Annotated in this window: 19 protein-coding genes; 13 read left to right on the top strand and 6 right to left on the bottom strand. The window is 61.0% G+C overall.

Going from position 1 to position 20,777, the window contains the following annotated elements; all coding sequences use genetic code 11:
• Nucleotides 1-6 precede the first annotated feature (6 nt).
• The 9 genes from B9H00_RS04560 to B9H00_RS04520 all read left to right on the top strand — a co-directional run bounded on the left by B9H00_RS04560 (nucleotide 7) and on the right by B9H00_RS04520 (nucleotide 10,049).
• Complete coding sequence (locus B9H00_RS04560; RefSeq protein WP_086899665.1) at nucleotides 7-1,053, top strand: arginine N-succinyltransferase; 1,047 nt, start codon at nucleotides 7-9, stop codon at nucleotides 1,051-1,053.
• Nucleotides 1,047-2,108 (top strand): arginine N-succinyltransferase, encoded by a 1,062-nt coding sequence (locus B9H00_RS04555; protein WP_086899664.1) that lies wholly within the window; start codon nucleotides 1,047-1,049, stop codon nucleotides 2,106-2,108. The genes B9H00_RS04560 and B9H00_RS04555 overlap by 7 nt, the downstream gene beginning before the upstream one ends.
• Nucleotides 2,109-2,139: 31 nt before the next feature.
• Nucleotides 2,140-3,657, top strand: a complete 1,518-nt coding sequence (gene astD / locus B9H00_RS04550; protein ID WP_086901701.1) for a succinylglutamate-semialdehyde dehydrogenase — start codon at nucleotides 2,140-2,142, stop codon at nucleotides 3,655-3,657.
• Between the two features lie 12 nt (nucleotides 3,658-3,669).
• Nucleotides 3,670-5,037: an N-succinylarginine dihydrolase gene (gene astB, locus B9H00_RS04545; protein ID WP_086899663.1), complete on the top strand. Its 1,368-nt coding sequence runs from the start codon at nucleotides 3,670-3,672 to the stop codon at nucleotides 5,035-5,037.
• Nucleotides 5,038-5,130: 93 nt separating this feature from the next.
• Nucleotides 5,131-6,186, top strand: coding sequence for an NAD(P)-dependent alcohol dehydrogenase (locus tag B9H00_RS04540; protein ID WP_086899662.1), 1,056 nt, complete (start codon nucleotides 5,131-5,133; stop codon nucleotides 6,184-6,186).
• Between the two features lie 86 nt (nucleotides 6,187-6,272).
• Entirely contained in the window at nucleotides 6,273-7,217 is a 945-nt protein-coding gene (locus B9H00_RS04535; RefSeq protein ID WP_086899661.1) for a carbohydrate kinase family protein, read from the top strand.
• A gap of 28 nt (nucleotides 7,218-7,245) precedes the next feature.
• Entirely contained in the window at nucleotides 7,246-7,638 is a 393-nt protein-coding gene (gene copM / locus B9H00_RS04530) for a CopM family metallochaperone (RefSeq protein ID WP_236944352.1), read from the top strand.
• 152 nt (nucleotides 7,639-7,790) lie between these two features.
• Nucleotides 7,791-9,227 (top strand): ethanolamine permease, encoded by a 1,437-nt coding sequence (eat, locus tag B9H00_RS04525; protein WP_086899659.1) that lies wholly within the window; start codon nucleotides 7,791-7,793, stop codon nucleotides 9,225-9,227.
• 69 nt (nucleotides 9,228-9,296) lie between these two features.
• A complete protein-coding gene (locus tag B9H00_RS04520; protein ID WP_086899658.1) occupies nucleotides 9,297-10,049 on the top strand; it encodes a type 1 glutamine amidotransferase in 753 nt (250 codons plus the stop codon).
• 77 nt (nucleotides 10,050-10,126) lie between these two features.
• On the opposite strand, the gene B9H00_RS04515 is transcribed toward B9H00_RS04520, so the two are convergent.
• Nucleotides 10,127-11,161: an FAD:protein FMN transferase gene (locus B9H00_RS04515; RefSeq protein WP_086899657.1), complete on the bottom strand. Its 1,035-nt coding sequence runs from the start codon at nucleotides 11,159-11,161 to the stop codon at nucleotides 10,127-10,129.
• A gap of 135 nt (nucleotides 11,162-11,296) precedes the next feature.
• Here B9H00_RS04515 and B9H00_RS04510 point away from each other — a divergent pair, with 135 nt between their 5' ends.
• Together B9H00_RS04510 and B9H00_RS04505 are read left to right on the top strand one after the other, a co-directional pair.
• Nucleotides 11,297-12,256 (top strand): alpha/beta hydrolase, encoded by a 960-nt coding sequence (locus B9H00_RS04510; protein WP_157663177.1) that lies wholly within the window; start codon nucleotides 11,297-11,299, stop codon nucleotides 12,254-12,256.
• A gap of 275 nt (nucleotides 12,257-12,531) precedes the next feature.
• Nucleotides 12,532-13,998 (top strand): carbon starvation CstA family protein, encoded by a 1,467-nt coding sequence (locus B9H00_RS04505; RefSeq protein ID WP_086899655.1) that lies wholly within the window; start codon nucleotides 12,532-12,534, stop codon nucleotides 13,996-13,998.
• 92 nt (nucleotides 13,999-14,090) lie between these two features.
• Here B9H00_RS04505 and B9H00_RS04500 read toward each other — a convergent pair whose 3' ends face one another.
• From B9H00_RS04500 to B9H00_RS04480, 5 genes are all read right to left on the bottom strand, one after another.
• Nucleotides 14,091-14,879: a transporter substrate-binding domain-containing protein gene (locus B9H00_RS04500; RefSeq protein ID WP_086901700.1), complete on the bottom strand. Its 789-nt coding sequence runs from the start codon at nucleotides 14,877-14,879 to the stop codon at nucleotides 14,091-14,093.
• A 128-nt stretch (nucleotides 14,880-15,007) separates the two neighbouring features.
• Complete coding sequence (locus tag B9H00_RS04495) at nucleotides 15,008-15,733, bottom strand: ABC transporter permease (RefSeq protein ID WP_086899654.1); 726 nt, start codon at nucleotides 15,731-15,733, stop codon at nucleotides 15,008-15,010.
• Nucleotides 15,733-16,437 (bottom strand): ABC transporter permease, encoded by a 705-nt coding sequence (locus tag B9H00_RS04490; protein ID WP_086899653.1) that lies wholly within the window; start codon nucleotides 16,435-16,437, stop codon nucleotides 15,733-15,735. Before B9H00_RS04490 ends, B9H00_RS04495 begins: the two co-directional genes overlap by 1 nt.
• 16 nt (nucleotides 16,438-16,453) lie before the next feature.
• Entirely contained in the window at nucleotides 16,454-17,227 is a 774-nt protein-coding gene (locus B9H00_RS04485) for an ABC transporter ATP-binding protein (protein WP_086899652.1), read from the bottom strand.
• 126 nt (nucleotides 17,228-17,353) lie between these two features.
• Nucleotides 17,354-18,382, bottom strand: a complete 1,029-nt coding sequence (locus tag B9H00_RS04480; protein ID WP_086899651.1) for a succinylglutamate desuccinylase — start codon at nucleotides 18,380-18,382, stop codon at nucleotides 17,354-17,356.
• Between the two features lie 151 nt (nucleotides 18,383-18,533).
• On the opposite strand from B9H00_RS04480, the gene B9H00_RS04475 reads away from it, so the two are divergent.
• A complete protein-coding gene (locus tag B9H00_RS04475) occupies nucleotides 18,534-19,439 on the top strand; it encodes a cation diffusion facilitator family transporter (protein ID WP_086901699.1) in 906 nt (301 codons plus the stop codon).
• A 75-nt stretch (nucleotides 19,440-19,514) separates the two neighbouring features.
• Nucleotides 19,515-20,765 (top strand): ABC1 kinase family protein, encoded by a 1,251-nt coding sequence (locus tag B9H00_RS04470; RefSeq protein WP_086899650.1) that lies wholly within the window; start codon nucleotides 19,515-19,517, stop codon nucleotides 20,763-20,765.
• Nucleotides 20,766-20,777: the final 12 nt, after the last annotated feature.

Here is a 20,777-nt window from a genome sequence, read left to right as displayed (position 1 = left end):
TTTGTCATGTCACTGATTGTACGCAGTGCCACCCCCGCCGATCTCGACGCCATCATGGCCATGGCCATGATGGCGCGTCCGGCCCTGACCAATCTGCCTGCCGATCGTGAGCGTCTGAAGGCGCGTCTGGCCCTGAGTCAGGCGGCGCTGTCGACGGGCATTGATCGCCCGGGGGATGAGCAGTACATGCTGGTGGCGGAGACCGATTCGGGGGAGGTCATCGCCACGGCCACCATCAAGGCGCTGGCCGGGGGGCGGGAGGCCTATTACACCTATCGTCAGGAAACGCTGATTCACGCCTCGCAGCAGCTCGACGTGCGCCGCGAAGTCAATATCCTTTCCATCTCGCATGAGATGTCTCATGCCACGCTTTTGTGCGCGCTGGCCACCACCGATCACGATCAGGCGGCCAGCGCCAGGCATCTGCTGCGCGCTGCTCGACTGGCGTTGATTGTCCGGTCTCCTGAACGCTTTGCGCCGACGCTTTTTGTGGCCCTTTCCGGCTATCGTGAGGCCGGGCGAACCCCGTTCTGGGATGGTGTCGGGCGTCATTTCTTCTCGCGGGATTTCGACGAGATTCATCGAGCGGCCAGCCTGGGGTCGAGAAGTTTTATCGGTGAAGTCATGCCGCCATTTCCGCTTTATTTACCCCTGCTGGATGACCAGGCCCGCGAGGCCATCGGACGTGCTGGCGACAATCATCTCGAGGCAGTGAGGGCCTGGCAGCGGGAGGGATTTCGCCTGTCGCGCCACGTTGATCTGCTTGATGGCGGCCCGCTGCTGGAAGCGTCGCGCGATCATCTGCCACACGGTCAGTGGCTGCCCGTACAGATCGCCGAGACGATGCCAGAAAATGCCTGTCCGGGGACCATGCTGGTCACCCCGCAACGGCTGGGCGATTTCAGAACCTGTGTGGTGACAGCCGCCATCAACGAGCATGGTCAGTGCGTCATGGATGCCAACAGCGCACGTCGTCTTTCAGTCGAGGCCGACGAGCCGGTGCTGGTGATTCCCTTTGGGCAAACAAGTGATTCGGAGGGACGTCCATGCTGATTCGCCCCATCGAGGAAGGCGACATCGATGCCCTGCAGGCGATCGCCGTTGAAACCGGCCCCGGCTTTACCTCATTGCCGGACAGTCGCGACTTTCTGATCGACAAGATTGCCCACGCCCGCGAGAGCTTTCAGCGCACTCACGAGGTGGGAGAAGGTGCTGTCGAAGCAGCGCTCTACTTTTTCGTGCTCGAGGATGATCGCCAACCGCTGGACAGCGCTGATCGTCTGGCCGGCTGCTGCGCGATCGAGGCACGCGTCGGGCTTGACGCGCCGTTTTATCACTATCGCATCGGTCAGCTGGCGCACTCGTCCAGCCATCTCGAGCTGCATCGAACGCTGGATACGCTGTTTCTGTGCTCTGACCACACCGGCTCTGCCGAGGTGTGTTCGCTCTATCTGCGCGAGCGCTGGCGCGGTGAGGCGCAGCGACCGATGCGCAACGGCACGCTTTTGTCGCGGGCGCGATGGCTGTTCATGGCCGGCTTTCGTGAACGCTTCCCGGGCCGGGTGCTGGCTGAAATGCGTGGTCGCTTTGACGACGACGGTAAAAGTCCATTCTGGGAGGCACTGGGCCAGAAGTTTCTGCCCATTGAATTTCAGCGCGCCGATCATCTCACCGGCATGGGAGAGAAAGGCTTCATCGGCGAGATGATGCCGCGCCATCCGATCTGCACCTCCTTTCTGCCGCCGAGTGCCCGGGCCTGTATTGGCCAGGTACATACCCAGACCCGCCCGGCGCTGGCCATGCTCAATCGTGACGGCCTGCGCTTTGAGGGCTACATCGACATCTTTGACGGCGGCCCGACCGTTGAGGCCTACATTGATGATGTGCGCTCGATCCGTGACAGCCTGACGGCCCGCGTCAGCATTGAGACGGCGCTGTCGACGGAGGAGCGACCGGGGTGGCTTGCAGCCACGACCGGCGCGGCCGCGGACTTTCGTGCCGGCTGGGTCGGGCGTGGCCCGCAGGAGGGGGTGATTGCCCTGACGCCGGAAGAGGCGCAGCGTCTGAACGTTGAAGAGGGAGAGACGCTCAGGCTGCTGGCCACCTGAGCGCGCCATGTTCATGGAGGATGAGATGAGTATCGAGATCACGCAGCAGCTGTTGGTGGACGGTCAATGGATCCCGGGCGAGGGCGAGGCGTTTGACAAGCATGACCCGGTCAGCGGTGAGCGACTCTGGCAGGGGCGAGGTGCCAGCGCGGGGCAGGTAGAATGCGCCATCGAGGCCGCACGTCGCGCTTTCCCTGACTGGGCACGACAGTCGCTTGAGGCGCGCATCACGCTACTGGAAGCCTTTCGCGAGCGTCTGGAGCATCACCGCAGCGTGCTGGCCGATACCATCGCCCGGGAAACCGGCAAACCGCGCTGGGAGGCCGGCACCGAAGTTCAGGCCATGATCGGCAAGATCGCCGTTTCCATTGCCGCCTGGCATGAGCGTACGCCCACGCGGGTGCGGGAAAACGCCGGGGTACGCGCCGTGGTGCGTCATCGCCCCCATGGCGTCATGGCAGTGTTCGGTCCCTATAACTTTCCCGGTCACCTGCCCAATGGTCATATCGTGCCGGCGCTGCTGGCCGGCAATACGGTGGTGTTCAAGCCCAGCGAACTAACGCCGGCCACGGCCGATCTGGTGCTCTCCTGCTGGCAGGAAGCAGGGCTGCCGCCCGGTGTGATCAACCTGGTGCAGGGCGGTGTCGAGACCGGCCAGGCGCTGGCCGGTCACAGTGGTATCGACGGCCTGCTCTTTACCGGCAGCGAGGGGACCGGCAGACGGCTGCACGAAGGCATGGGCGGTCGACTCGATACCCTGCTGGCACTGGAGCTGGGCGGCAACAATCCGCTGCTGGTGCATGACGTGCCGGAGGATCTCGAGGCGACGGTATTGACCATCATTCAGTCGGCCTATCTCTCGGGTGGCCAGCGCTGTACCTGCGCGCGACGTCTGCTGGTACCGGTTGGCGCAGATGGGAATCGGTTGATCGAGGCCCTGCGCTCGAGCCTGGCCAGCCTGGTGGTGGGTCCTCAGTTCGACGGTCTGGATGGCCATGGTGAGCATGAGCCATTTTACAGCGGTCTGGTCTCTCCCGGTGCCGCGCACAAAATGCTTGATGCCCAGCAACAGCTCGAGGCGATGGGCGCCCGGGTGCTGTCCCGCATGACACCGGTAAAAGAGGGCACCAGTCTGCTTTCTCCCGGGTTGATCGATGTGACCGGCATTGACGTGCCGGATGAAGAGTATTTCGGGCCGCTGTTGAAGATCACCCGTTTTCAAAACTGGGAAGACGCCATGGTCGAGGCCAACAACACCCGCTTTGGCCTGGCGGCCGGACTGATTGGCGGTACCCACGAGGTCTGGGAAGACTTCGTGCTACGCATCCGTGCCGGCGTCGTCAACTGGAACCGCCAGACCACCGGGGCGGCCAGCGATGCGCCCTTTGGCGGTGTGGGCGCCAGCGGCAATCATCGCCCCAGCGCCTGGTATGCGGCGGATTACTGCGCCTGGCCGGTCGCCTCCATGGAAAGCGATGCCCTGGTGCTGCCGGATCAGCTGCCGCCCGGGGTGACGCTGGCCCGTCTCGACGGCGAGGAGGCAACATGAGGTGGAAGCGAGATGGATAAGACGCTTGAGATCAACTTTGATGGTCTGGTCGGACCGACGCACAACTATGCGGGGCTGGCGCAAGGCAATCTGGCCTCGAAACGCCATGCCGGGCTGATCTCCAATCCGCGTGAGGCGGCGCTGCAGGGGCTTGAGAAGATGAAGGCATCCGTTGATGCCGGCTTCCCTCAGGCCGTCCTGCCGCCACAGCAGCGTCCTGATATGGGGCTGTTGCACTGCCTTGGCTATCGCGGCGCTCCCGAGGAGGTGCTCCCTCGCGTGGGCAGCGAGGCGCCCGAGCTTTTATATGCCGCCTGCTCGGCGGCCGCCATGTGGACGGCCAATGCCGCCACCATTACGCCTTCACGCGATACGCTGGATTCACGCGTGCACATGACGCCCGCCAACATGCAGTCGGCGCTGCATCGCTCGATCGAGACAGCACAGACCGCGCGAACCCTCAGGGCGATCTTTAGTGATGAACGACACTTTGCTCATCATCCGGCGCTGCCTGCCACGCCCTGGTTTTCCGATGAGGGGGCTGCCAACCATACCCGACTGTGTGCCCAACACGGCGGGCCGGGGGTGCATTTATTCGTACATGGAGACTCCGCGCCGGATACCCTGGCAGCCCCGAAGCATCACCGCCCGCGTCAGACGCTCAGGGCCTGCCGAGCGCTGGCGCGCCAGCATGGGCTGAGCGATCAGCAGACCGTCTTTGCCCAGCAGCACCCGGAGGCCATCGATGCGGGGGTGTTCCATAACGATGTGATCTGCGTCGGCAATGGACCGGTCCTGCTCTATCACGAACGCGCCTTTTTCGATGAGCGCGCGGTGCTGGAAGCCCTGCGGGACCGGCTGGCGGTGCGTGCCGATGGCCAGCCTCTGATCCCGGTCCGGGTGCCCGAGGAAGCCGTGACGCTTGAAGCCGCGGTGGCGAGTTATCTGTTCAACTCCCAGCTTTTAAGCCGGGAAGACGGCAGCATGACGCTGGTCGTGCCCGGGGAGTGTGAAAGCGATGAATCGGTCTGGATGACGATTCAGAATCTGTTGCTGGGCGGTAACAACCCGATCAGTGAGGTCGTGGTACGCGACGTCAAACAGAGCATGCGCAATGGCGGTGGCCCAGCCTGTCTGCGCCTGCGCGTGGTGCTCAATGAGGCCGAGCGCCAGGCGATGAGCGCACGGGTCATGCTCGACGATGCCCTTTATCAGGACCTCACGACCTGGGTCGAGCGTCACTATCGGGATCGCCTGACACTCGAGGATCTGGCCGACCCACAGCTGGCGCATGAGTCGCTGGCGGCGCTGGATGAATTGACCGCTCTATTGAAGCTGGGGTCGATCTATCCCTTTCAGCTGGAGCGTGGGGCAGGGTGAAACGCTTTTTATAAGACCATGGTGGTAACGCGCTGACGTGCTCTGTCGCTGACACTGCAGGGCAGTTCATTAACGCTGTAGAGAGGTCATGACATGAAGGCAAGGGCACTGGTACTGGAGCGCCAAAACGAGCTGGCCCTGCGTGAGATCGAACTGCCCGGTGAGATCGGCCCGGACGAGGTACGCATCAGCATGCATACCGTGGGCATCTGCGGCAGCGATATCCACTATTACACTCATGGGCGCATCGGTCCCTTTGTGGTTGAAGAGCCAATGGTGCTGGGTCACGAGGGGGCCGGTACTGTCACCGAAGTCGGCGCCAACGTGACCACGCTTGCCCCCGGTGATCGCGTCTGCATGGAGCCCGGCATTCCTGATCCATCATCGCGGGCCTCGAAGCTCGGGATGTACAACGTCGATCCTGCCGTGCGCTTCTGGGCAACACCGCCGGTGCATGGCTGTCTCACGCCCGAGGTTATTCATCCGGCGGCCTTTACCTTCAAGCTGCCGGATAACGTCTCCTTTGCCGAAGGGGCTATGGTTGAACCGTTTGCGGTGGGCATGCAGGCCGTGGTCAAGGCGAAGCTTCAGCCTGGAGATACCTGCGTGGTGACCGGCTGTGGTCCGATCGGGCTGATGGTGGCACTGGCCGCGCTGGCCTCCGGCGCCAGCCGGGTGGTGATCTCCGATGTGGTCGATGACAAGCTCGCCATTGCGGCCGGGTACAAGGGACTGATTCCCGTCAACGTGGCCCACGAGTCATTGACCGAGCGTATCACCGAGTTGACCGGTGACGGCTGGGGTGCCGATGTGGTGTTCGAGGCCAGCGGCAGTGGGCGGGTGTACGATGATGCGCTCACCTGCGTTCGCCCGGGTGGCGTCATGGTGCTGGTCGGTATGCCGGTCGAGAAGGTCAGTTTCGATGTGGTGCTCGCCCAGACGAAGGAAGTCCGCATCGAGACAGTGTTTCGCTATGCCAACGTCTATGACCGTGCCATCGAGCTGATCGCCTCCGGCAAGGTGGATCTCAAGCCGTTGATTGTCGAAACCTTTGACTTCGAGCAAAGCGTGGCGGCCTTTGATCGTGCAGTTGAGGCACGCCCCACGGACGTCAAACTGCAGATCAGGGTCGCTGACGACCCGCGCTGATCATATGGGTAAAAAGGGGCAGGCACGACGTTCGGGCCTGCGTGCGTTAAGCTTGCCCCTTTTGCAAACGGTTGTGGAGGCATTTGATGTTTCTGGTCTGCGGTGAGGCCCTTTTTGATTTCTTTTCCGATGAGGGGCAGATTGCCCCGGACGCTTCATCGCTGTCATTTACGGCGGTGGCCGGCGGCTCGCCCATGAATGTGGCCATCGGGCTTTCGCGCCTTGAGCGTCAATCGGCATTTTTTACCGGTCTGGCCGGTGATGCGCTGGGCGAGCGCCTGCGCGCGGTGCTCGCCAGTGAATCAGTCAATACCGACTTCATGACCGAGATTCCCGGCAGCGCCACGACGCTTGCCATGGTCACGCTCGATGACAACGGCTCGCCGCGCTACGTCTTCTATAACCAGTGCGGCGCCGATCGCATGCTGGAACCCTCGCATCTGCCGGTCAGTCTCGAAACCGTGCATGCCATCCACGTGGGCTCCTATGCGCTGGCCGTTTCTCCGACCAGTGAAACACTGGAGACTCTGGTGGCGCGTGAGCGTGACCGCTGTTTGATTTCGCTGGATCCCAACATTCGTCTCAAGGTCGAGCCTGATGTGGCACGCTGGCGTGAGCGTATCGATACCTTTGCCGGCCATGCGCATCTGATCAAGATCAGCGATGAAGACCTCGACGCGCTTTACCCGGACAGGGCGCCGGAAGAGGTCATCCGTGGCTGGCTGAATGATCGTTGCCCGATGGTGATCATGACCCGCGGTGGCGAAGGCGTCACACTTTTCACGAAGGATGGCAGCGAGTCGTTCTCGCCCGAGGCGATCCGGGTCACGGACACCGTGGGCGCCGGTGACAGCTTCATGGCGGCCCTCCTGACATGGCTCGATGAGCAGGGACTGGCCACGCCCGAAGGCCCCGGACAGCTGACGCAGGATCAGCGGCGCGACATGGTCGAGTTTGCCATGCGGGCTGCAGCGCATACCTGCCAACAGCGCGGGCCGGATTTGCCTCGCCGTCACGATATCGTGACGTGAACACCATTGCTTAATAGGGAGAAAAAGGATGTTCTCAGGATCCTGTCGCGGTATGTCACTGATCATGGGGCTTTTACTGTCAACGCCGGTACTGGCCGGCAGCAGCGTCTCGCACGATGAGCATACGTCAACAGCGGGTGAGGCCAGCCAGGCAGCACAGGCCTTTGATGATGCCAACCAGCGTATGCATCACGGCATGGCCATTGAGTCCAGCGGCAACGTTGACATGGACTTTGCCAGAGGCATGCTGGCCCACCATCGCGGCGCGGTCGACATGGCGCGCATCGAACTCGAGCATGGCAGCGATGAGCAGATGCGCCGGCTGGCCCGTGAAGTGATTGATGCCCAGCAAAAGGAGATTGATCTGCTAAAGCGCTGGATTGCCGAACACGACACCGAGATATCCAAAAAGACTCCATAATCTGCCGCGAGCGTGCCTGCCTCTCGCCTGATTCGTTCATGCAGGGCATGATGACAAAATGCCCGGCTCACGTTTGATTCGTGTCCGGGCATGGGCCGTCTGAAGGCGGCTCCACACAATGCGACCAATAACAACAATCGCGAGGTGTCGTCATGACACAGGATACGAAGCACGACAGCGGCGTTCGTCACGACGCCGTGGCAGACGATTATCTGCAAAAGCGTCAGCTCAAAAAGGGGGCCGCTGGCTGGATATTGCTGGCAACGCTTGGGGTCTCCTATGTGATCTCCGGTGATTTTGCCGGCTGGAATCTGGGCATTGGGGTAGGCGGTTTTGGCGGCATGCTGATCGCCACGATTCTGATGGCCATCATGTATACCGCCATGGTGCTCTCGCTTGCGGAACTTTCCTCATCGCTGCCGACCGCTGGCGGCGGCTACAGCTTTGCCCGTCGGGCCATGGGCCCATGGGGCGGCTACATCACCGGCACGGCCATTTTACTTGAATACGCCATTGCTCCCGCGGCCATTGCCATCTTCATCGGCGGCTACGTCAACTCATTGATCGGGCTCGACGGGCCGCTGGTCTATGCCGCCTTTTACATTGTCTTTGTCGGGCTGCATCTGTGTGGGGCCGGTGAGGCATTGCGGATCATGATGGGGGTCACGGCACTGGCCGTGATCGCCATTATCGTGTTCATTGTCGGCATGCTGCCGCATTTTGACAGCGCGCGGCTTTTTGATATCGCTCCCGGTGATGCGGCAGGCGCTTCTGCCTTTCTGCCCAACGGTTATCTGGGCATCTGGGGGGCGATCCCCTTTGCCATGTGGCTGTTTCTGGCGGTCGAGGGTGTCCCGCTGGCCGCCGAGGAGTCCCGTCACCCGGGGCGTGACATGCCGCGGGGCATCATTGCCGCCATGGCTGTGCTGCTGGTATTTGCCTTTTGCATGCTGCTTCTGGCACCGGGTGGTGCCGGGGCTCAGGCCATGAGTACCTCGGCCGCACCGCTGGTGGATGCGCTTAATGCCGTGTATGGACTGGGGAACTGGGCGGCAAGCTTCGTGAACCTGATCGGCCTGTTCGGACTGATTGCCTCGTTTTTCTCGATCATCTTCGGCTATTCCCGTCAGGTGTTTGCCCTATCACGGGCAGGCTATATTCCCCGGATACTGTCGATCACCAGTCGCCGTGGGGCGCCGATACTGGCCCTTATCGTGCCCGGGGTCATCGGCTTTTTGCTGTCACTGACCGGGCAGGGCGATCTCATGATCACCATGGCCGTGTTCGGTGCCACCATCTCGTACGCCATGATGACGCTATCGCACTGGCTTTTGCGCACTCGTGAGCCCGACCTTGAGCGGCCCTACCGGACACCGGGCGGTCGCTGGACCTCCGGGCTGGCGCTGGGGCTTTCCATTATTGCCTTTATTTCGACCTTTGTGGTCAGCCTGCAGGCCGCGCTCTGGGCGGGGCTTTTCTACGCCCTCATGCTGGCCTGGTTTGGCTTTTATAGCCGCAAGCGGTTGGTAGCGCAGGCACCGGAAGAAGAGTTCGACGCCATTGCCAGCGCCGAGGCGACGTTGAAATGATGTTCAATACCGCATTGGATAAAAGGTTCGATCAGAGAGCCTGATGATATGAAAAGGATGTAACCGCGCATGAAAGTCGGTCTGCTGCAGTGTGATGATCTGGCCTCCCATGTGGCCCGTGTGCATGGTAATTATCCGGACCTGTACTCGGGGCTTTTGCAGGCGGTGGACCCCACCATCGAGTTCGTGACCTGGCGCATTCACGAGGGCGAGCTGCCTGCTGATCTCGACGCGGCAGATGCCTGGCTGATCTCCGGCAGCAAGGCCGGCGTCTACGAGGATCATGGCTGGATCGAGCCGCTGCTGACGCTGATTCGCCGTCTTCATGCCGAGGGTCGACCGCTGGTGGGTATCTGCTTTGGCCATCAGGCCATGGCGCAGGCCCTTGGCGGGCGCGTTGGCAAAAGCGATCGCGGCTGGGGCGTGGGGGTGTCGTTCAATGCCGTGGTAGGGCACAAGTCATGGATGACGCCCTGGCAGGAGGGGCTGGACCTGATCGTTAGCCATCAGGATCAGGTGCTGGAGCTGCCTGAAGGCGCCGAGGTACTGGCCGAAAGCCCGTTCTGCCCCTTTTATCTGTTGCAGTACGGCCCTCGTGCCATGAGCGTGCAGGGCCATCCCGAGTTTTCGAAGGCATGCAGCGCGGATCTGATGACCGACAAGCGCGAGAAACTGCCGGACCGGCGTCTTCGTGAGGGCATGGCCTCGCATCATGCCCCGGTCGATGACCATGTCATGGCGCACTGGATCGTCAACTTCATGCGTGAGGGGCTTGCTCCCTCGCGTCATGCGGCCGACTCGGAGAGCCATTCGGCGCAGTAGCCGATCAGCAGTGACGGATTAGATAGGAAGCTCCTGGCACCCTCCTGTCTCATGACAGGGGATCGCATGTTGAGCCTTTATTGGAGCGTGAATCGATCCGTCTCCCTGAGCGGCCCGGTGCGGCTGTCGGTGAAATCGTTCTCTCCATGGCGTTCGATGAGATAGACCGGCAGTCCTTCCCGATCGGCGACCTCGGTGCCCTGCTCACGCCCCAGACAGAGCATGGTGGTGGCCCAGGCGTCACTGACGGCAGCCTCATGGCCAAAGACGGTGGCCGAGACCAGATCGTGGGTAGCGGGTGTGCCAGTGCGCGGGTCGATAATGTGGCCATAGGCGTGGCCGCTGTCGTCGAAATAGCGACGATAGGTGCCTGATGTATTAATGGACAACCCGCTGCGGTCTTTGACGGTGACGATATTGCCGGCACGACGCTCACCCGGACTGGGCGTTTCTATGCCTACCCGCCAGAGCTCTTCGTCGGGCTTGGTGCCACGAATGCGCATGTCGCCGCCCAGTTCTGCCAGATAATTCTGGATGCCGTGGGATTCCAGCATCGCGGCAATCCGATCCACGCTATGGCCTTCTCCCATTGAGGAGAGATCGATGGAAAGCTCCGGGATCGTCTTGCGAATTTTTCCGGCGTCGGCATCGATCTCGAGATGTTCAAGCCCAACATGGGTCATCGTCTTGCGGATTGCCTTGTCGGAGGGCACCTGAAAGTGCTCGTCCTGAAAGCCCCAAAGGGCAAACAGCGGCGCGACCGTTGGGTCGTAGCAGCCCTGTGACTGGTCATGAACCCGGCGGGCGATCTGCAGCAGGTGAATGACCTCGGGAGGCGCTGGCTGCCAGTCGGTAGTGCGACTGGCATTAAAACGTGAAATCCAGGAATCCTCCCGGTAGGTCGAAATGTCCTGATCGATCTTTGTGAGCACCCGAGTCAGATCGGCTTCGATGTCACTGCGGGCAGGGGCGTCCTCACCCCACCACTTGATGTGATAGGTCGTTCCCTGCGCCTCTCCCTGCGCCAGTTCAATGCTCGGTGTACGGTCACAGCCGGTCAGCAGCAGGGCAGCCACAAGGGCGGGGAAGGAGACAAGTGCGCGTGTGTTCATGAGCAACCATTAACAAAAGTGAGTCCGTGTTCACGACCATGACTGTGGCGAACAGACCCTCCATTGTGCGTCATCGCGACGCGCGGCTCCATTCAGGTTACGCTGATGGCTTGCAGTCACGTCATGGGAGAGAATATGCCACTGGATTCGCAGTTTGAACGCTGGCTACAGGAGGCGGCCGAACGGGCGCCGGATATCAGTGCCATGAGTGCTGCCCAGCGTCGTGCCGTCGCCGATCAGGCCAACCTGAAGCTTCAGCGTCCGCCGCTGGCCTATCCGGTGGCCGAAATCAGGGACCTTGCCATTCAGGGCCCTGCAGGCCCCATGACACTGCGACTTTATTACCCCTTTGTACACGGCTCGAGCGGGCCGCGACCGGTGACGGTGTTCTTTCACGGTGGCGGCTTCGTGACCGGCTCGCTTGCCACCTATGACGTGATCTGCCGCGCGCTGTGTCGCGCTTCAAAAACCATTGTGGCCTTTGTTGACTATCGCCTGGCGCCGGAACATCCATTTCCGGCGGCGCCGGACGATGCGCTAGCCGCCGTGCGTTACATCGGCCGCCATGCTGGAAGCTTCGGTGGAGATGCGCAGCGTCTGGCGCTGGCTGGTGACAGTGCCGGCGCACTGCTGGCCGCGCTGACGGCGCTGCGAGTACGCGATGAAGGCGGCCCGGCGCTTTGCGGGCAGTGTCTGCTTTATCCGATGCTGGACTTTCAACATGACGGGCTTGCGTCGCTCACGCGCAATGCCCATGGCTATGGTTTCACCCGTGAGGCTCGCGACTGGTATATCCAGCAGTATCTGCCTGATGAGGCATCGCGTACTCATCCCTTCAATACGCTGCTTGAGCGTCAGGATCTGGCGGACCTGCCGCCGGCGCTGGTCATGACCGCCGAGTTCGATCCGGTCTGTGATGAGGGCGTGCGCTATGCCGAACTGCTGGCCGAGCAGGGTGTACTGACGCGCCACAGTCACTATTACGGCATGATTCATGCCTTTGTTCGACGGCTCGGTCAGCACCTTCAGGCCGATCAGGCCATTGATGAATGTGGCGTCTGGCTGCGGCGTATTCTGACGTCTCCCGCCATCTGACCTTCTCTCTGCTCCCTCTTTACCGGGTCTTGTCGATCAATGCCCCCTGGCAATATGTCAGGGGGCTGGCGATCACTTCAGGCAAATAACGGCCACAGGAGTTCATGTTTCAGGGGCCAGGACCTTGGTCTATAGAACCAAGGTCCATCTGTTGACGCCTCCTGCGTGTGAATAAGCTCTGCGGGTTACAAAAACCTCACAGTAACCCTGGCGGCGGCGACCGGATCGTGTCGATCCGAACCCTGACGTACGCAAGGGTCAAGGAGAATATTGATATGGTGACCTTTCTGGCAGGAATCGTGCTGCTGGTAGTGGGGTATTTCACCTACGGCAAGTTCGTGGAACGTGTTTTCGAATCCAATCACCGCCGTCCTACCCCGGCACATACCCTGCGCGATGATGTTGACTATCTGCCCATGGGCACCAAGCGCAACGCACTGATCCAGCTTTTAAACATCGCCGGCGTTGGCCCCATTTTCGGGCCGATTCTTGGCGCGCTGTATGGCCCGGTCGCCTTTATCTGGATCGTCGCCGGCTGCATCTTTGCAGGTGCCGTGCATGACTATCTCACCGGCATGATCTCGATTCGTAACCACGGTGCGCACCTGCCTCAGCTGGCTGGCAAGTTCCTGGGCCGGATCATGAAGCATGTGGTGAATTTCTTTGCGCTGCTGCTGCTTTTGCTGGTGGCGACCGTGTTCGTAACGGCGCCGGCGACCCTTCTGGCCAACATGATGCCGGTATCGCTGACCATCATTACCCTGGCCATCTTCGCCTATTACCTGCTGGCCACGGTGCTGCCCATCGACAAGATCATTGGGCGCATCTACCCCTGGTTTGGCGCACTGTTGCTGTTTAGTGCTGCCGGCATCGGCATCATGATGATCGTACGTGGTGCCCCGATTCCGGAACTCAATTTCTCCAACATGCATCCGGATGGCGCACCGATCTTCCCGCTGCTGTTTTTGACCATTTCGTGCGGCGCACTGTCGGGCTTTCATGCCACTCAGACCCCGATCATTTCGCGCACCACCGGTAACGAGAACAACGGTCGCAAGATCTTTTACGGCATGATGATTACCGAAGGCGTGATCGCGATGATCTGGGCGGCGGCGGCCATGAGCCTGTTCCACGGCGACAACAGCCTTTCTCAGGTACTGGCGCAGGGCGGTCCGGCAGCCGTGGTACAGAGCGTGTCGGTCAATCTGCTGGGCGCGGTAGGCGGAACGCTGGCCGTACTGGGTGTTATTGTGCTGCCGATCACTTCGGGCGACACCGCGTTTCGCAGTGCGCGCATGATCATTGCCGACTACCTCCACATCGGCCAGCGGCCGATGATGAAGCGCATCATGGTGGCCGCGCCCCTGTTCGTGATCTCCTATGGTCTGACCCATATGGACTTCACACTGCTGTGGCGCTATTTCTCCTGGGCCAACCAGACCACGGCGGTCATCGCACTGTGGGTTGCTACCATGTATCTGATTCTGGCCAAGAAGGCCTACTGGATGACGCTGTTGCCGGCGCTGTTCATGACCATGGCCACCTTCACCTACATCGCCTGGGCGCCGATCGGGTTTGGACTGCCCCTGACCGTGGCCTACATCGTGGCTGCGCTGGGGACGGCTCTGGCACTGGCGCTGTTTCTCAAGCGAGTACGCAGGCTCTCCGGCGGTATCTTTTCCGTTGATGAGCCGGCAGAGCCCGGCACCAGAGGTGTTGAGCTTAACGGCGTGCCGGCCTGATCATTTTCCGGCCTGCCTGCTGATAACCAAAAGCCCCGTCAATGACGGGGCTTTTTTCATGCAGCGGATAACGACGGGCGCTATCTCGTGGCTCAGTCGCCGGCCTGTGGGGCGTTGGTGCCGTCTTCGTTGAAGTACTTGTCGTGAATCTCGTCGTAGGTGCCGTTGGATTTCAACGTAGCCAGAGCCTTGTTGAATGTTTCGGCAAGATCCTCGTCGCGCTGGCGAAAGGCGATCCCGAAGCCATCACCGAAGTACTCCTTGGGCTCGGTCATCAGCTCGCCCATGGTCTTGTACTTGCCGCCCTTGAGCAGTGCGGCCTGACCGGTGGGGTAGTCCAGAAAGGCGATATCCAGACGACCGGTTTCCATGTCGACGGCGACATCATCAGCGCTGGCATAGCGCTGGATGTTGGCGACATCCCCAAACTTGTCGGTCACGTAGCTGTCCTGCACGGTTCCGCGCTGTACCCCGATGTTCTTGTCCTTGAGATCGCTGGACTCCACTCCGGCCAGTGACGTTGAGGTGGGGGCAAACCAGGCAGACGGCGGCACCAGATAGGGATCAGAGAAGAGCACCTGCTGACGGCGCTCGTCGTTGATGGTCATCGACGACATGATGGCGTCAAACTTGCGCGACATCAGACCCGGAATGATGCCGTCCCAGCCCTGTTCGACCCAGTTACACTTCAGTTCGGCCTGCTTGCACAGGGCGTTGCCCAGCTCGATATCAAAACCTGCCAGCTCACCGGAAGGCGTACGGTATTCCATCGGCACATATGGAATATCCACACCGATCCGGACCGTATCGTAGTCACGCGCCTGTGCCGAGCCGGCAGCCATCGCCGCCCCCAACAGGGAAACCGTCAGTAGTCTTTTCATCATTGTCTCTCTTTTTAAAAGGACCGCCCGGTGACCCGGGTCGACGCTGGATTATCACCATGATCTCCCTGCCGGATGCAAGTGCTGTAACGGCATGTAAGGGAGATCATGATGATGTCAGGGGTGTGTCAGCGCGGCTTCAGGTGCGCCAGCATGCGTTTTTCCAGCAGCCTGAAAGCGCCCTGAATGGAAAAGCTCAGCACCATGTAGCACAGCGCCACAAAGATGAACGCTGAAAAGGGCGCGTAGTATCGCGAATAGATGTTGTAGGCCACACCGGTGAGGTCGGCAATGGTCACGACGCTTGCAATCGCGCTGGCATGCAGCATGAAGATGACTTCGTTGCCATAGGCCGGCAGGGCACGGCGCAGGGCGCTGGGCAGAATGATGCGTCGGTAGGCCAGCATGGGGGACATGCCGTAGGCGCGAGCGGCTTCAAGCTCGCCTCGAGGCATGGCCTTGATGGCCCCGTAAAAGATCTCGGTAGTATAGGCGGCCGTGTTGAGCGTAAACGCCAACAGGGCGGGGTAGAGCGGGTCCTTGATCAAGGGCCATATCAGACTGTCCTGCACGCCTGGGATGAAGGCCAGGCCGTAATAGGCAATATAGAGCTGAATCAAAAGCGGTGTACCGCGAAAGATCCAGGTATAGAGCCAGATGCCCTTGCGTAGCAGCCAGATCGGGCTGGCGCGGCCAATGGCCAGCGGTACGGCCAGAAACAGACCGATCACCAGCGAGATGAAGACCAGCTGGACGGTATTGACGAAGCCGCCCCAGTACTGGGCAAGCGTCGACGGTGTAAAGATGGCGTTGTCGCTGAGCCAGGGGGCGATCGACTGAAGAAGCTCCTGCATTATGGTGCCTCCTCGAAGCCGGCGTTATAGCGTTTTTTCATCCACTGCATGACGATTTCCGACAGTGACGTGATGGCCAGATAGCCCAGTGCCACCGGAATCATGAACAAAAACGTCTGATGAGTGGCGCGAGTGGCCTCTGCCGCCACGCGTACCATGTCGGACAGCCCGATGATCGACACCAGCGCGGTGGTCTTTAAAAGCACCATCCAGTTATTGCCAAGCCCGGGCAGGGCGTGGCGCATCATCAGGGGAAAGCGAATGCGCCGAAACAGTAGCCATGAACTCATGCCAAGGGATTCGGCCGCCTCGACCTGGCCCTGATCAACCGCCATAAAGGCGCCTCGAAAGGTTTCGGCCATGTAGGCGCCAAAGATCAGTCCGATGGTGATGACACCGGCCACAAAGGGGTCAACATTGATGAAGATGTCCCAGCCCCAGCGCTCATAGATCAGATCGGTAACCTGATTGATGCCGATCTGGGCGCCATAAAACAGCAAAAGCATCAGCACCAGGTCGGGCACGCCGCGGATGATCACGGTGTAGATGATGGCAGGCAGGCGCAGGATGGCCAGGCGTGACATGCGGGCACTGGCGGTCACAAGCCCCAGCACGACCGCCACGAGCAGCGAGAGTACCGCCAGCTCAAGGGTCAGCAGGGCGCCCTCCAGAAGACGGGGTCCATAGCCCTGAAAATCGATCATGGCAGTCTCCTTGAGATTAACGCCCGCGCGGTGCGAGAAACTGTTGCAGGCGGGACGAACTCGGTTGATTCAGCACCTCGGAGGGGTGGCCCTGTTCCTCGACCATGCCCTGATGCAGATAAACCACCTGGTTGGAGACGTCGCGGGCAAAATCCATCTCATGGGTGACCACGATCATGGTGCGGCCCTCGTCAGCCAGTTCCCGCATGACCTTGAGCACATCGCCCACCAGTTCCGGGTCGAGCGCCGAGGTCGGCTCGTCAAAGAGCATGACCTCCGGCTCCATGGCCAGTGCTCTGGCAATCGCGCCGCGCTGCTGCTGGCCGCCGGAGAGCTGCGCCGGGTAGTAATGCGCCCGGTCGGCAAGCCCGACGCGCTCGAGAAGCGCCATGCCCTGTTCCGTTGCCCGGGCCTTTGGAATGCCGCGAACGTAAACAGGGGCTTCGATGACGTTGGCAATCAGCGTCATGTGCGCCCAGAGATTGAAACTCTGAAAGACCATCGACAGCCTTGTGCGAATCCGCTCGAGCTGACTTCGGTCGGCAGGTTCGCGACCGTGACGGGTCTGACGAAAGCTGATGGGCTCGCCGTGAACGATGATGTCGCCACTGTCAGGGCGTTCAAGCAGATTCATGCAGCGCAGGAAGGTGCTCTTGCCAGAGCCGGAGGCGCCGATCAGGGTGATAACGTCGCCCTTTCTGGCTTCCAGCGAAATGCCCTTGAGCACTTCATTGTCGCCAAAGCGCTTGTGAATGTCGCTGACGATCAGCGGAATGGAGGCGTCGGCCAAGGCACTCTCCTGAATGTTGTCATTGGTGGTATGAAATCATGCGACAGGCCGTGTTTACTCTGGCGGCCCGAGGTGTTTGGCGGCGCATGTTAACAGGCCCGCCCGATACGCGCCCGTTTGATGGGATCATTGTGTGCCAGGATACTCTGAAGCCAGAGGGCGGGCCAGCAATAGTGCCCTGGCGCCGCGTTCGACATTGGCATTGGGGAACACGACATGTACCGGTGCTTCCCTGACGATCCACTCGCCGTCGTTGCCATCCCGGGCGAGACAGCTCCCCGGGGGAAACTCGGTAAAGTTGGCAATGTCGTCGGCGAAACACAGCTCGAAATCATCGCTTTTACGCATGATTTCATCGGTCACGACAAAGCGCACCAGGGGCCTCTGGTTCGCGATACTGTCATGGGTGCCGGCGATGCGCGCGCGCAGTAGATCCAGCATCGGGGCAAGCGGTTCGAGATCGTTGCTGCCAAAAGGCGCGACGCGTCCCAGTTCCAGCGTGAAGCCCTGAGCGCCGTGATAATGTCGAGTGTAGTGTGAAAAGGTCCAGCTGTGCTGATGCTGGGAAAGCCCGGCCTGCAGGCCGGCACTGGCCAGCTGTTGCCAGACGGCATCCGGTGTCGGGGTTTCGCTGAAGGGTTCGACGGCAAAGCGGGGGTAGCGACTGTCGCGAATGGCGGTGTGCATGTCCAGATGCAGCACCGATCCTGCATCGTTATTTTTGACGACGTCACTCATGAAACGGTCCACCGCGTGCATCAGTTCAAGCGCGCGCTGACACTCGAATCGATGGTCATCCTGAAGCAGCGTCTCACGGCGAAAGAGCCGATTGAGGTTGGTGTCGATATAGCGCCGCCCGGCGGCAATGGCGCGTCGATTGCCCATGATCAGCAGAGTCGGAGCTCCAACGCGAAGCTGTCCGGCATCGAGGGCGGCCAGCAGTTCGCCGAACAGCTCGATCGGTGCCGTTTCATCACCGTGAATGCCGGCCGAGATGATGGTGGCCTCCGGTGATCCCTCAATGGCCCTCGGCACAAGCGCCATGGCGCCCGGCGCATACTCGACCGCCGATACCTCTGGCAATGCGTCACAATCCGACCACACTGTCATCTCATTGGTGGCAATGAACTCCGCAAAATAATCGCTCAGTGACATGTTGGCCCTCCGGTCCTTTGCCATTATCTGATCGTAGTGTACGACAGGATGGCTGTATTAACGCCTGCGACCGCGGGATGGTGTGCTAAAGAATGCGGCTGAAAGTGGCGATTTTGCCAAATGGCCCTGAAAGCAGGGCCGGAGAATGATCATGGACGCTCGTCTGGAGCAGCAAACGCTGAAGCGCTCGATCGCGGCCACGCTTTGCGTGTCGTTGCTGGGAATTGCCTTCGGTCTGCTGTCGGGCTCCGAGTCCATTCTGTTTGATGGCATGTTCTCGGCCATCGATTCGGTCATGTCGGCGCTGTCGCTTTTTGTGGCCCGCCTGGCCATGCGTGAGACGAGTAACCGATTTCAGCATGGATTCTGGCATCTGGAGCCGCTGGTGGCCGCGCTCAATGGCGGAATCCTGACGCTGTTATGCCTGTATGCCTTTCTCAATGCCATACAGGGCATCATCAAGGGCGGTCATTCGCTGGCCTTTGGGCCGGCACTGGGATACGCCGTGGTAGTGGCCGTCATCTGTCTGGTCATGTACCGCATGGAAAGACGCGTCAACGCGCGCATTGATTCGGTCTTCATCCGTATCGATGCCCAGAGCTGGCTGATGGCCGGGCTGATCACCCTGGCGCTGATCGTGGCCTTTGCGCTGTCGCTGGTGCTGGAGCGTACGGCCTGGGTCATCTACACGCCCTATGTGGACGTGGTGCTGCTGGCAATCCTGACCCTGTGCTTTCTGCCCGTTCCCATCGGTATCGTGATTCGGGCCATGAAGGAGGTGCTGCTGATGGCGCCCCGCGAGCTGGATCAGCAGGTGCACGCCGTCATGGAAAGTGTCATGAAGCGAGAAGGGCTCAGGTACTACTACAGTCATGTGGCCCGTACCGGACGCGGCAACTTTATCGAAATTCATATTCTGACCACGCCCGAGTTTGCAGCGCATGCCGGCGTGGCGACGCTGGACGACGTGCGCACCCAGATTGGTGCGGCACTGAGTATTGCTCCGGAGCAGCGCTGGTTCACGGTCTGTTTTACGGCTGATGAGCGCTGGATGTGAGCCATGAACAGGGCGGCGCGGCGTGCAACGTCATCTTCAATGCTGGACCCTCAACGTCCGAAAGGAGTCACGTGAATGAGAGAGCGAGGCAGAACCCGACGGATGCTGGGTATGGGGGCGCGTACCGGTGGTGCCCTTTTGCGCTCGCGCATGGGGCGTGATGCGGGCTGGGAGGCCCTGGGCGAGCAGCTGTTCAATGAGCTTTCCGAGCTCAAGGGGCCGGCCATGAAGCTGGCCCAGATCATGGCGCAGTGGGACGATCTGCTGCCGCCGGCGCTGGCAGAGCAGCTGGCCCGGCTCCAGCGCCAGGCACGCCCCATGCCGTGGCAGGACATTCGACGTACCCTTGTGGATCAATTTGGCGATCTCGAAGCGGTCTTTGCCGATATCGAAACGACCCCCTTTGCCAGCGCCTCCATGGGTCAGGTGCATCGCGCCACCACCCATGATGGCGAGACGCTGGTGCTCAAGGTGCAGTATCCGGGCCTTGAGCGTGTGCTTGAGCAGGATCTGGTGCAGGTGCGGCGCATGATGCGGCTGATGCGCTGGATGAAGGTGCCTCAGGCCCGACTGGATGCCATGTTCGATGAATTTGCCGACAGCCTGCGCAAGGAGCTCGATTACCGCGCCGAGTTCGAGGCGCTGGAGCGCTATCGCTCGCGCTACGCTGACAACGACGGGCTGCGCTTTCCCGATCCGCTGGCGGACTATTCCGGCGACCGCGTGCTCGCCATGCGCTATCTGCCCGGGATTCCGATGCGGGAAGCCGAAACGATGGCGGACGAGGTGCGTCAGCGCCTTGCGGCCAATCTGGGGGACTGGCTGACCGAGGAGATGTTCACCCATCGCGAACTGCACGCCGATCCGCACGCCGGCAATTTTGCCACCGATGACGAAGGTCGATTGATCGTCTATGACCTGGGGGCGGTGATCAGCGTGCCCGAGGCGCGGCTTCGCTCGATGATGCTGTTGCTCGGGGCGGCGATCGACGATGACCCGATGGGCATGGACGAGGCGCTGCGCTCAATGGGGGGACGTCAGGGCGAGGGCGCGCCGCTGGCGCTGTATCGCGAATCGGCTGCGGCCATGCGCCCCCTGTTTGAGCCCGGCGAGCAGGACTTCAGCGATGCGCGCATTCACTATCGGCTGCGTGAGATCAGTCCGCGGGTCTGGTCGGCCATGGATCGTCTGCAACCGCCGGCGGATACCATGTTGCTCTCGCGCACGCTCAACGGGCACTACTGGAATATGGTGCGTCTCAAGGCGCGACTGGACATGCATGCGCGCACCCGGCCGTTGCTGGCCTGGGCACGGGAGACGCAGTGACGCTGGATGGGT

It is taken from the genome of Kushneria marisflavi (genome assembly GCF_002157205.1).
In the GTDB taxonomy this organism is placed as follows: domain Bacteria; phylum Pseudomonadota; class Gammaproteobacteria; order Pseudomonadales; family Halomonadaceae; genus Kushneria; species Kushneria marisflavi.
The sequence above is the reverse complement of the archived record's forward strand: the minus strand, read 5'-3'. Positions and strand labels throughout refer to the sequence as shown.